This window comes from Cupriavidus sp. YR651 (assembly GCF_900101625.1).
GTDB lineage: Bacteria > Pseudomonadota > Gammaproteobacteria > Burkholderiales > Burkholderiaceae > Cupriavidus.
In genome coordinates this window covers 749,047-760,776 of record NZ_FMYZ01000002.1, presented here as the reverse complement: position 1 = coordinate 760,776, position 11,730 = coordinate 749,047, and the positions used below count along the sequence as shown (strand labels likewise).

Sequence of the window (11,730 nt, the reverse complement as noted above, 5' to 3'; positions counted from 1 at the left end):
CCGTGCGCGGCAGGTCCAGCGTAATGTCTGTCTTCGGCAGAGCCGGATCAACGGGATCTGCATACTGGGGGAGATTGGACATGGAAATTACCTCTAAATGGTGAGCCCGGTGGGCGTCGTTTCAATTACGGATGAAGGTCAGCAGGTCTGCATTGAACCGGTTTTTGTTTAATACGCGACCAGTCGGCTATTTAAAGCCGCAAAAAAATTCAGGACAACAGCCGCTTGAGCGTCACCTGCAGAAAGCGTTGGCAGGCGTCGCCGTTGCGCTCGAGCTTGCTGCGCAGGACCGCCCCCTGCCAAGTCTCGATTATGACGGCCGCGCGTTGCGCGGAATCACCATCCGCCGGCAGTTCCTGGCGCATCCTGGCCTCATCAAGGCAGGCGACGATCATGCCTTCCCAGCGCGCCAGGATGCGCCCCAGAACCGTTCGGACTTCGCCACTGAGATTGGACAATTCGAGCGAAAGGTTGCCTATAAGGCACCCTAACTCGAATTTTTGCGCCGCCTGGTCCGCCAGCAGCAACTCGAACAACTTTTCGATCCGGACCAACGGCTTGATGCGAGCGTCGTACATCACGTTGCTATGGCGTTGTTCAATGGACTCCCAGTACGCTTCGAGCACTTCGGCGGCAAAGGCTTCCTTGCTGTCAAAATAGCTGTAGAAAGATCCCTTGGGAACAGCCGCGGCAGCTACGATGTCTTGCACGCCGGCCCCGTTGAACCCGGCGCTATGAATCACACGGCCACCGTCGATCAGGAGGCGGTGACGGATTTCGGGGTTGGCAGGTCTTGGCATGTCGCGGTGGTTGGTGAGCAGTTCGAAAAAATAATAGACGACTGGTTGGTTATTGTCAAGCATCGGCGAAGCGGAATGCGAGTGCGGCCCGCCGGTGCCTCCATTCAGGGATCCCAATGCATCTTTCTTCGACAACATCCCGATGCGGCGTTAGCCAAGGCTTGCGAGACACGCCTGCAACCGGTCCAGGCCGTACGCAAGCGACCCAAGAAATCCGAAAATACGGTTCTCGGCAATCGCTCAACGACCAGCCGGTGCCATCGGGCGACGGCAGCTGACAGGGCACGCTCAAGGCAGTGGTCGCATTGGTGGATCACGTCCATAACGTGGAAGGCAATACGACCGCATACCCTTCACGAAGGGCGCACGAACTGTGGGGCGATCAAGCGGACCTGATGCCCGAACGCCTGGAGCTTGCGAGCCAGCCGGTGCGCGTACTTCCATCGCGACCGTAGCAAGTCCCACATAACATTGTCCAAATCGACCAAACGTAACGTTCAGATACGGCCCGGATCAAACATGTATAATAAATACATCTTAAACTCTCCCGCAAGGAGATGGGAAATGCTGAAACGTACAAGCCAAACGAGCCTACAGCGTGCGGGTCTGACCCTGCAAGTATGCTTGGCCGCAATGCTAAGCCTGTCTGGCGCTGTTCATGCGCAGGCGCACAATGACAAGCAACTAGATGGGCTAAAACAATTGCGCTGGTCGAAGCCGAATCCGGTGGAGCCCATGGCTGGCACATGGCGCGGGTTGTCTTTTCCCGATCCGCAGAGCTACACGCTGAGTGCTCCGCCAGCCAATGATTCGGCCTCCACGCGAGCGGACCTGGAGGAACTGCACCGGCTTGCGGCCCAACGTAATGAAGCTGACCGCAAAGAGATCGATTTCTGGTCCATAGACATGGTAAGCCCGAACAGCCACTGGTTCGTCGTGACCGAGAAAATGATTGAAAAATACAAGCTGAGTCACCCCGCCGCAGTGCGAGTCCACGCGCTGCTGGCAGGCGCGTTGCATACTACGGTGGTCGCGACGTTCCGGGCCAAATACCAGCACCTGCGGCCTCGCCCAACGGACTTAGACGCTTCACTCCCGCTGCCCTCCGGATTCGGCGTCCCACCCCACCCCTCTTATCCTTCCGGGCATTCAGCTTTGTCGGGAGCTGCCAAGACCATACTTTCAGAAATATTTCCCAACGATGCAGCGACTTTTCAGGCCATGGCCAATGAGGCTGGTATGTCTCGCCTGAAAGCTGGCATCCACTTTCGCACCGACATGGAGGATGGCGATCGCTTGGGCGCCCGCATTGCAAGCGACGTGTTGCGCATGAATACGCCAAGGCATGGAGAAAGCGCGCTACGCTTTACCGCACTGCCCGCAACGCCCGGCGCACACTAAGCTGACCGCTTGACAAAGAAGGCCGGCATGACGGGCTGGACTAATGCAGAATGTCCCGCAGAGAGCGGTGCCTGAACTGGTCCACCGGCCTTCTGCCCAGCCGTACAGGGTCATGCACGACGCTACCGGGCCGCGACTGCAATGGCCTTGGACCAGCTTACTACGGGCAGAATCGCACCTGGCAAAGGACGTATTTGCAGCGTGCGTTCTCGACGCCACTGGTGCCGTAGTGGAACGGCGTGTTCCGCGACGCGAGACCTTTATGCGATGGCTGAACATATCTTCACCGAAGGGCATCAGCCGCTTTGCCATACATCGCAAATTCTGTGCTGTTGCGGCTAACAGGAACTCGTCCTGCGCGCCGGTTAGCCCTCGTAGCCGTAAGCGATCCACTTTCAGGATCCGCTTCAGATGAGCAAATAGCATTTCCACCTTCTTTCGCTCCCGGCGCGATTGCTCGAACTCGAGTGTCGCCGCGAGGTTACGTGCTACGACTCGCGCATTCTCGTGGATGCTGCGCATGTTCTTGTGAACTGGTGTGTTCGGGCAGCATTGATTTTTTATCGAGCATCCACTGCAGCCGTGATCGCTTTCTCTTCGATCATCCATCCAAGCATCGGCGCCGTCCCATAGGCAGTATCGCCGGCGAGGCGCTGAGGTTTAAATGCAAAGCGTTCCTCGACACGGTAGATCATCGACTTCGCTGACTCCACCTCTGCGGTCCGATGCGCGGGCGTGGCCTCGACATCCAGGATGATTCCCGCGTGCAGGTCTATCAGCCAGTTGGTCGAGTATGCGAAGAAGGCTGGACCACCAGATGCGGCGGTCCAGGGCAATTCAGGATCAGTCAGCGAGATATTCTTCGACGGGGTTGTGGGTTCTGCTTTGGGCGCTGCCTCGTCACTGGCTTGCCTGAACTCATCCAGCGCAGAATGGTACTTCTCGTGACTTTAGCGCACTCACGAATAGTGCTCTGTTGGGCGGGCCAACCTGCTGGGCATTAGCAGCGGAGCGACAAAAACATCCGGCGCCTGCTGGTGCGGTGCGCCAGTGCCTAAATGGAACGGCTGGACGAGCAAACTGGCCGGCTTGCTGACTGAGCCCGCATCATGCTGACACGTCGGCATTCAAACGTTGTGGCCTGCGCCTTAGCTAACAAGCTCAGGCGTATGCGCCGTCGAGGTACGGGTCGACCGCGCGCGACGGGTCAGCCGACACGCCCGTGCGGTCCAGGCCGGCCACAGTGTGGGCGCCGTCGTCGTACGGACTGCGCTGATCCTGCACGGAACGGGCACCTTCGCTGAACACATCGCGGGACTCATGCTCGGCGCGGGCACCATCCGAGTACGGATTGCGGGGGCTGTTGACGGCAGCCTGAGCACCGACGGCGGCGGCGGCCAGGGAAACGGCAAGGACGAGACGCTTGGTGAATTGGGTGAACATGATCAGTTTCCTTTGGATTTAACGGTTTTGCGTGGGCGATATGCCGAGGCTGCAGTGTCGCTGTGCCGTTACGGACTACCCCGCCACGGAAAGGATTAAAGGCGATGGATGTATCGCGCCGCGATGAACCAAGGAAAAGCCAGCCACTCCCGGTGGGCTATCTCCATCGGTCCAACCAGACGCTTCACGTCAACTGTCCAACCGACTCCTTCGTTTTCAGCGCGTTGGCAAAGCCGTGGTTGACGTCGCGGTGTCCGACTTCGTCGGCACGCACCGCCTCCACCACGTCGCGCAGCCGGGCGTTGGGCACCAAGTGCCAGTAATCGATCGCGAAAGCCGGGGCCGGGACGTTTTCCACGCGGCCCGCGTCGATTTCGGCCAGGTAGAGCGTGTAGCTGATAACGGCCTGTTCCTCAAAATAGCCCACGAGTCGGTGCGCGGTGCGGGCGGAGATCAGGTACAGCACGAAGTACACAACGAAGAAGATGGCCTGGACGAGCAGGATGACGATGCGCTCGAACCAGCTGGGCTTGGCGATCTGGATGAACGTCATCAGGTGCATGCGCTCGTTCTCGGCTTCGTCGAGCAGCGTGCGGATCCAGCCTTCGTCGGCCACCATCCAGCGCAGGCAGCGCAGGTGGACCAGCATGCCGCCAACCATGCCCGGAACCGCAGCGACGGTTTCAAGGACGATGGCGCGATTGCCGTAGCGCTTGGCGAAGAACGTATCGGCGAAGAACCGTAGCGTGAGCGTGATGGCCAGAGCGATCCGGTCGGAAACACCGGCGGCGTCGTGATGGGTATCGAGATCTGCGGAAGCAGGGTCGGCCGTCGCGTGGGCGGGGGCTTGCATGATGGGCTCCGAGAAAGTGAGTGCGGTTTAGGGCTTTGCGTGTCCAGCGGGCCGTTTGGCGATTCCGTTCCGCAAAACATGCATCCACAATACATTTTTAATGTGTCAGCGACAAGGACGATCTTCTGCCGCGCAACAGCGGATTGTGCGATTACCGGCCGATCGCAGTCCGTCTCACGCTTGGCGGAGAGCTAGCTTCGGCGAGGAGCGGTGTAGGACTCCAGCAGTGCGTGCTGCGCGGCCGGAATCTCGTAGTCCCAACCGAACATCCCTAGTTGCAGGCTGCTGGCGATACGCAGTGCCGGCCGCACGAATTCGGTGGCCACAGCGTCGTCGAACGTGGCATGCGCGGTGGCGATGAAGATCTCGATCCAGCGCGCGAAATGCGGCCCTTCGATGCCCGACAGCGTCAGATGCTTGGCCAGTACATGGCCGCGATACCGCTTGCTGCCCAGCACGATGCTCGACCAGAAGTCATTCATCTTGTCGAGGTGCACATCCCACGCGCCGGCGATCTTCTTCTCGAACAGCGGCCCGATGTCGCCATCGGCGCGCACGTTGGCATAGAACCGCTGCACGAACGCAGCGATAGCCTCTTCACTCGGTAACGACAAAAATTCGGCTTGCTCGGTCATGATGAAGACTCCGGCATTATCGATCCATTCCTTAAGGCAAAGAAGCGAACGGCGGCCGCAGCATGGTTCAGGCGCGTGCGCGCGTCGTCACAGACCCCACCGGAATCCGCGCGATCTCGGCGTGATTGTCGAGCACGCGCTGCAACGCATTGGGCTTCTTAATCAGATCCTCGAGCGTGTGCGAGTCGAGCACCTTGAAGTACGCATCCAATGCCGCGTGCAGCACGCCGCGCAGGCCGCAGACCGGTGTGATCAGGCATTCGTTGTCGGTACGGAAGCACTCGACCATGCCGAAGTCCAGCTCCATCGTGCGGATCACCGCACCGACGTTGATCTTGCCCGGCGGCTGATTGAGCTGGATGCCGCCCGACCTGCCCCGCAGCGTGTGCAGGAATCCCTCCTGGCCGAGCCGATGGACAATCTTCACCAGATGGTTCTTCGGAATGCCAAAGCTGTCGGCGATCTGCTGGATGGTAACCAGCCTCTCCGGATGAACGGCGATATAGATCAGCGTTCGCAGGGCGTAGTCCGTGTAGTCGGTCAGTTTCATCGTCGTGTCGCGTGGCGCGGGCTAGGTAAAGTATCCAAAGCATACATCTTTTATCAGAATCGGTACTTCACACCCGCATAGAACGCTCGACCCACCCCCGGATAGAACACCGATGTGTTGGTGCCGGGCTTGCTCGCATCGGCCACGGTGCCGAAGTCGCTGATGTAGCGCTTGTCGGCCAGGTTGCGGGCGTCGAAGAACAGCGTCACGCCACGCTCGAATTCGTAGCTGGCCTCGAAGCCGAACAGCACATACGACGGCACCTTCAGCGTGTTGGCGTAGTCGACGTAGGCGCCGGTCGGCACCCAGTCGATGGTGCCAGCCACACGCAGCTGCGCGTTGCGGCTGTACGCCAGCGTGGTGCGCAGCACGTGCTTTGGCACACCCGCGATGCGGTTGTTGCCGTAGACCGGATCGTTGTCGAAGCGGAAGTCGCTGAAATTCCACAATTGAGACAGCGTCAGCTTGTCACCCACGCCCACGAGGTTCCGCAGCACGTCCGCGCTCGCGCCCAGCTCCACGCCCTGCAGGATCGTCCTGTTGGCATTGAACGTGGAGGCCGGCACGTCGGCATTCACGGTGTACTGCAGCAGCTGGTCACGCACCAGCGACCGGTATGCCGTGATATCCCACGCGAAGCGCTCATGCCGGCCGCGCGTGCCCAATTCCACGGTCCAGCCATGCTGCGCCGCCAGCGGCACAAACTGTTGCGTGGCGCCGATGGTCTGGTTCAGGTCCGAGAAGTCAGGGACGTCCGCGCTGCGTGCGATGTCGATGAACGCCTGCACATCGGGCTTGGGCTCCCACAGCACACCGAACTTCGGGTTCACGCCGCCGTAGGTGGAGGCATCGGCCTTTGGCGTGGGATTCGTCGGCAGGCCGCCGTAATCCGTGTACTCGCGCCGGCTGCGGTACGCCTTGGCGCCGGCCATCAGCGCCACGGTGGGCAACACATAAAGTCGGTCTTCCAGATAGGCCTCGTAGTTGTAGGCATCCTGCTTCGCGCTCAGCGTTTGCGCGCCGCGGTTGCCATTGACGTTGATGTACTGGCGCGCATCGTTGTTGCCGCCAAAGTAGCGCGCGCCGGCAATCAGCTGGTTGTGCAGCCCGCCTACAGTGAAGTTGCCCGTATAGCGCGGGGCAAAGCCGTACGTCCAGCTGTCCTGGTCGATCACCTGGAAGATCGGGTGGTACAGGCTCTTGTGGATGCCCCAGGTGGTGAGGTCAAGCTGGCCGCTGTCGAGCTTCACGCTGGTCACGTTGGCCAGCCGCTCGGTGCGCGTGTTGCGCGCCTGGTCGCCCGCCAGCGCGCTGGCCGAGGCCATGCGCGGCTTGTTGAGCGCCTGATTCAGCGTGAGCGCGCCAGGCAGCAGCTGGTCCACGATATACGCGCCGAAGTAGAAGCGCGTCTCCACCCTCGGGCTAAAACAGTAACCGAAGTTGGCATTGAGCTGCTCGTACTGGCCACGCTCGTGGTTGCGGTAGCCCTCTGAGTGGTTGACGCTCAGGTTGGCGAGGAAGTCGAACGCGCCGATCTGGCGCGATACCTGGCCGCTCGCACGTGCGGTGCCGAAGCTGCCGCCATCAATGCGCACCATGTTCTGCGCGTCGGCCGTCAGCGCGGTCGGCGTGGTGAAGTTGACCGCGCCGCCGAGCGTGGTGCTGCCATAGGCGAGCCCGTTGCCGCCCTTGTAGACCTCGGCGGCAGACAGACCGAGCGGGTCGATCTGGTAGTAGTCGCCGCTGCCGTCGGCGAAGTTGGTCGGCACGCCGTCCTGCAGGATCTCGAGCCCGCGAGTGTGAAAGCCGCGCGCGATGCCGGAGCCGCGGATCGAGAGCCGCAGTTCCTGACCGTAGCGCTCCTGCACGTAGACGCCGGGCGCGTCCTTGAGCACGTCGCGCAGGTTGCTCGCGTAGGTATTCGTATAGGACGCCGCGTCGACAAAGCCGACTGAGCCTGCGGTCTGGTTCAGCGCTTCGCGCTGCTGCGCCACACCGGGCACCGTGAGGGATCCCTCCGCGGCAGCGGTGACGGTGGCGGCCGGCAGCGTGACGACCGCCTCCTCCGCGCGAGCGGCCACGGCGACAAACAGAGTGGAGACGACCACGGCACATGCCGCGGCAATGGCGTTCAAGCGCCATGTATCAACCAATTTCATCGATGCTCTCTTCGTAAATTTATGCGGGACAACACAAGACAGAGCGGCAGCTTACAAAGCTCCATACATGGCGCGCCATGTGGCAACGCCGCGCAGGTCACGCATGCGGTCATCGCGCCAGGTCCGCGATCGAATAACCGTCGAGCACGGCCCGGTATGCCCCGAGCGCGCTCTTCAGCGCCTCGCCGCATTGCGTGCTGGCTTCCATCGCGCAACGGCCATCTCCGTGCAGGCAGTCGGCCAGCACATGCGGATGCTCGAGTGTCCTCACCACCTCGCCAACCCGGATCGAGTCGGCCGGCCGCGCCAGGCGCGTGCCGCCGTTACGGCCGCGCGTGGTATCCAGAAAGCCGGCCTGACGAAGCCGATGCAGGATCTTGACCAGATGGTTGAGCGGCAGGCCGATCGCCTCTGCGATCTGGCGCGCCGTCGGTGCCTCGCCTTGCCGGCGCGCCAGATACACCAGCGCGTGTAGCCCGTATTCGGTATAGGCCGTCAGTTGCATGACACCGGGCGCGGCAGTGGCGCGCTCGCTGCGATCCTCTTTCCATTGCGGCCGGTAGCCATTGCTAGACCTCCCTGTCGTTGTTATCGGCCGAAGTCTATAAACAATGTATTTTCAATACAACTAATCTTCATTTCTGTCGCGTTACAGCCGAATTAATCCTCACGACGCGTGTGGCTTACGGTTGTCAGCTCTCCATAACATGTATGCTCCATGCATCTTTAAGCCGGAGACGGCGACTCATCCAACAGGGGTAATAAGTTGAAATCCTTACTTGCCGCAATCACCGCCGCGTCGGCGCTCATGATGACCGCGCACGGGGCATGGGCAGCGACCCGTTCCTTCGAAATGAACATCGAGGATACGCGGATCACGCTGGTGGACAAGCAGCAGTTCCACACGTTCGCGTTCAACGGACAGGTCCCGGGACCGCTGTACTACGTCGATGAAGGAGACGAGGTAAACGTCACCGTCAACAACCTGACCGCCCTGCCCCACACCGTGCACTGGCACGGCATGTACCAGAAGGGAACGTGGAAGAATGACGGCGTGCCCGGCGTGACGCAGGAAGCGATCAAGCCCGGCGATTCGTTCAAGTACAAGTTCATCGCCGAGCCGTCGGGAACGATGTGGTACCACTGCCACGTGAACGTGAACGAGCACGTGGCGCTGCGCGGCATGTGGGGTCCGTTCATCGTCCGTCCGAAGGCACCGACCGCGCTCGAGAAGAAGGTCACCAAGGACTTCATCTTGATGTTCTCCGAGTGGGATTCCAAGTGGGCGGACAAGCCCGGCTTCGGCGGCCTCCCCTCGGACAAGCCTGACTACTTCACCATCAACGGCAAGGCCTACCCCGACACCCAGCCGATCCGCGTGGACAAGGGTGACGTCGTCCGGCTGCGCCTGATCGGCGCTGGCGACACGATGCACAGCTTCCACCTGCACGGCCACAGCTTCAAGGTCGCGTTCAAGGATGGCTTCCCGCTGTCGCAGCCGTACATGGCCGACACCATCACGTTCGGTCCTGGCGAACGCTACGACATCATCTTCGAGGCCAACAACCCCGGCCGCTGGATGGTCCACGACCACGTCGACTCGCATACCGTCAACGGCGACCGTCCGATGGGCGGGATCATGAGCGTGGTCGAGTACTCCGGCATTCCTTCCGACCCCTGGTACGACTGGGCCGGCAAGAAATACCAGCCCAACTTCTATTACGAGGAATCGCTGAAGAAGGGGCCGGGTCAGCACGCCAACGAGAACCTCAAGGGCCAGGCCATCCAGTAATCGAGACATTGGAGTCGTAGATGAAAGTCCCCCGTCTTTCAACACTGTTGTTATCAGCCGCCGCATTCGCGGCTGCCGGTGGCGCCCAGGCCAAAAGCGGCCAGGAAATCCTGCAGGCGCAATGCGTTGCCTGCCACGCAGTCGCCAAGCCGGCCAAGCTCGATCTCGAGCGACTGTGGCAGCGCAAGGGCCCGGATCTCTACTACGCCGGCGTGAAGTTCAACCAGCCTTGGCTTGAGAAGTGGCTGCAGAACCCGACCACCATCCGCCCGAGCGGTGTGATGGTGGCGCGCTCGGTCAAGGCGTCGGCCGACAAGGGTCCGGACGCGATCGATCCGGCCGCGCTCGCGCCGCACACGAAGCTCGAGAAGGATGACGCCATCGCCGTGGCTGCTGAGCTGATGAAGCTCGGCAACGAGTTCAACCTCGTGGAGAAGGGCGGGTTCAAGAACGATCCGCCGAACGCCTCGATGGCGAGCCTGCTGTTCACCAAGCTGCGCGGCTGCGCCTCTTGTCACTCGGCCAAGCCGGGCAGCGGCGGAATCTCGGGTCCCGAGATGGTCGACGGCGGCGCGCGCCTGCAGCCGGACTATGTAGTGGCCTACATAAAGGACCCGCAGAAGTTCGACCCGCACACCTGGATGCCGCGCCTCGATCTGACCGACGCCGACGTCCAGAAGCTCACGGGCTACATCACCACGCTGAAGGGAGAGGTCAAATGAGGCGCAAGACCCTGATCCTGCTGCTCTCGCCGCTGCTCGCCATGGCAACCGCCACGGCCGCGCGCGCAGACGACCAGTACGCGAACGCCACGCGTCTCTACAACAGCTACTGCGTGCAATGCCATGGCGTGAACCGCGATGGCAATGGTGTGAACAGCCGCGATATGGCCGTCAAGCCTCGCGATCACACCGACACCAAGGCCATGGGCGACACGCCGGATGAAACGCTGCTCAAGGCGATCAAGGGAGGCGGTCTGGCCGTGGGGAAATCCGTTCTGATGCCGAAATGGGAGGGCGTTCTTACTGAAGATGAAATGAAAGAGATGGTGAGTTACCTGCGCTTCGTCAGCAAGACGAAGTGAACTGCAACAAGGACAACAATACAAGCATGAGATTAATTCCAACGCTCCTCTTCAGCGCCGCCGCCCTGCTCGCGGGTGCGCAAGGCGTCTACGCGAAAACCGTCAAGGTCACGCTGACGGCCAAGGAAATCGACCTCCCGATCGACAACAAGGGCACGATGTACCGCACCTGGACCTTTGACGGCCAGGTACCGGGCACCGTGGTCCGCGTGACCGAGGGTGACACCGTCGAGTTTACGCTGATCAACGACAAGGCGAACAAGAACTCGCATTCGGTGGACTTCCACGCGGCGCGCGCCGACGTAGTGAAGGACTTCGACTCCGTCAAGCCGGGTGAACAGGGCAGCTACACGTTCACCGCCGACTACCCGGGCGTGTTCTTCTACCACTGCGGTTCGGACCCGATGATCCAGCACATCGCGCGCGGCATGTACGGCGCGATCATCGTCGACCCGAAGGACGCCAAGGCAATGCCGAAGGCCGACCGCGAGTACGTGCTGATCCAGTCCGAGCTGTACGCCAATCCGGACAGCCAGGCGGACATGATGGCCAACAAGTGGACTAACGTCATGTTCAACGGCGGCATCTTCAAGTACGACCCGGTACACGATCCGAACGCCAGTCGCATCCTGCAGGCCAAGCCGGGCGAGCGCGTGCGTGTCTACTTCGTGAACGCCGGCGTCAACGAGTTCTCGTCGTTCCACCCTATCGCCGGCATCTGGGACCGCGTGTACAGCAGCGGCAACCCGAAGAACGTGCAGTTCGGCCTGCAAAGCTTCGTGGTCGGACCGGGCGATGCCGCCACGTTCGACCTGATCTCGCCGAAGGAAGGCGCCAATGCCATCGTCACGCACTCGCTACGCGGCGCGCTGTCCGGCGCCATCGCGATCCTGCAATTCTCGAACGACGCGGATCCGAAGGCCGGCAAGGGCGAGAACATCCTGCCACGATAAGTGAGCGTGTGTGAGTAGCAGGTAGTGAGTGCAGTACGGGGCCGGCCTGACCTTGACAGG

The 11,730-nt window shown here is 61.2% G+C and carries 12 protein-coding genes and 2 pseudogenes; 6 read left to right on the top strand and 8 right to left on the bottom strand.

Annotated elements, in window-relative coordinates:
• Window positions 1-209 precede the first annotated feature (209 nt).
• Window positions 210-938 (bottom strand): TetR/AcrR family transcriptional regulator, encoded by a 729-nt coding sequence (locus BLR29_RS09645; RefSeq protein WP_255371152.1) that lies wholly within the window; start codon window positions 936-938, stop codon window positions 210-212.
• A gap of 426 nt (window positions 939-1,364) precedes the next feature.
• On the opposite strand from BLR29_RS09645, the gene BLR29_RS09640 reads away from it, so the two are divergent.
• Window positions 1,365-2,201 carry a vanadium-dependent haloperoxidase gene (locus tag BLR29_RS09640; RefSeq protein WP_176860908.1) on the top strand — a complete coding sequence of 279 codons (837 nt, stop codon included), beginning with the start codon at window positions 1,365-1,367 and terminating at the stop codon, window positions 2,199-2,201.
• A gap of 285 nt (window positions 2,202-2,486) precedes the next feature.
• Here the strand turns inward: BLR29_RS09640 and BLR29_RS09635 are convergent.
• Window positions 2,487-3,142 (bottom strand): annotated as a pseudogene (locus tag BLR29_RS09635) (transposase); the annotation flags it as partial.
• Between the two features lie 37 nt (window positions 3,143-3,179).
• Between BLR29_RS09635 and BLR29_RS31885 the strand changes: the two are divergent.
• A pseudogene (locus tag BLR29_RS31885) lies at window positions 3,180-3,370 on the top strand (IS110 family transposase); the annotation flags it as partial.
• Here the strand turns inward: BLR29_RS31885 and BLR29_RS09630 are convergent.
• The 6 genes from BLR29_RS09630 to BLR29_RS09605 all read right to left on the bottom strand — a co-directional run bounded on the left by BLR29_RS09630 (window position 3,363) and on the right by BLR29_RS09605 (window position 8,346).
• Window positions 3,363-3,644, bottom strand: a complete 282-nt coding sequence (locus BLR29_RS09630; RefSeq protein ID WP_092136575.1) for a hydroxyquinol 1,2-dioxygenase — start codon at window positions 3,642-3,644, stop codon at window positions 3,363-3,365. The pseudogene BLR29_RS31885 and the gene BLR29_RS09630 overlap by 8 nt on opposite strands.
• Window positions 3,645-3,828: 184 nt before the next feature.
• A complete protein-coding gene (locus BLR29_RS09625; protein WP_092136573.1) occupies window positions 3,829-4,497 on the bottom strand; it encodes an alternative oxidase in 669 nt (222 codons plus the stop codon).
• A gap of 191 nt (window positions 4,498-4,688) precedes the next feature.
• Complete coding sequence (locus BLR29_RS09620) at window positions 4,689-5,132, bottom strand: group III truncated hemoglobin (RefSeq protein WP_092136571.1); 444 nt, start codon at window positions 5,130-5,132, stop codon at window positions 4,689-4,691.
• 67 nt (window positions 5,133-5,199) lie between these two features.
• A complete protein-coding gene (locus BLR29_RS09615) occupies window positions 5,200-5,682 on the bottom strand; it encodes an RrF2 family transcriptional regulator (protein WP_092136569.1) in 483 nt (160 codons plus the stop codon).
• 53 nt (window positions 5,683-5,735) lie between these two features.
• Window positions 5,736-7,841 (bottom strand): TonB-dependent receptor family protein, encoded by a 2,106-nt coding sequence (locus BLR29_RS09610; protein WP_092136567.1) that lies wholly within the window; start codon window positions 7,839-7,841, stop codon window positions 5,736-5,738.
• Window positions 7,842-7,950: 109 nt separating this feature from the next.
• A complete protein-coding gene (locus BLR29_RS09605) occupies window positions 7,951-8,346 on the bottom strand; it encodes an RrF2 family transcriptional regulator (RefSeq protein ID WP_092136565.1) in 396 nt (131 codons plus the stop codon).
• A 261-nt stretch (window positions 8,347-8,607) separates the two neighbouring features.
• Here BLR29_RS09605 and BLR29_RS09600 point away from each other — a divergent pair, with 261 nt between their 5' ends.
• From BLR29_RS09600 to BLR29_RS09585, 4 genes are read left to right on the top strand one after another with little or no spacing between them, the layout of a single operon-like run.
• A complete protein-coding gene (locus BLR29_RS09600) occupies window positions 8,608-9,633 on the top strand; it encodes a multicopper oxidase domain-containing protein (RefSeq protein WP_255371151.1) in 1,026 nt (341 codons plus the stop codon).
• 20 nt (window positions 9,634-9,653) lie between these two features.
• On the top strand, window positions 9,654-10,355 hold the full coding sequence (locus BLR29_RS09595; RefSeq protein WP_092136563.1) for a c-type cytochrome: 702 nt from the start codon (window positions 9,654-9,656) through the stop codon (window positions 10,353-10,355).
• The gene (locus tag BLR29_RS09590) at window positions 10,352-10,717 is read left to right on the top strand and encodes a c-type cytochrome (RefSeq protein ID WP_176860907.1); all 366 of its coding nucleotides are present in this window, start codon (window positions 10,352-10,354) and stop codon (window positions 10,715-10,717) included. Before BLR29_RS09595 ends, BLR29_RS09590 begins: the two co-directional genes overlap by 4 nt.
• Before the next feature lie 26 nt (window positions 10,718-10,743).
• The gene (locus BLR29_RS09585) at window positions 10,744-11,670 is read left to right on the top strand and encodes a multicopper oxidase domain-containing protein (protein ID WP_092136726.1); all 927 of its coding nucleotides are present in this window, start codon (window positions 10,744-10,746) and stop codon (window positions 11,668-11,670) included.
• Window positions 11,671-11,730: the final 60 nt, after the last annotated feature.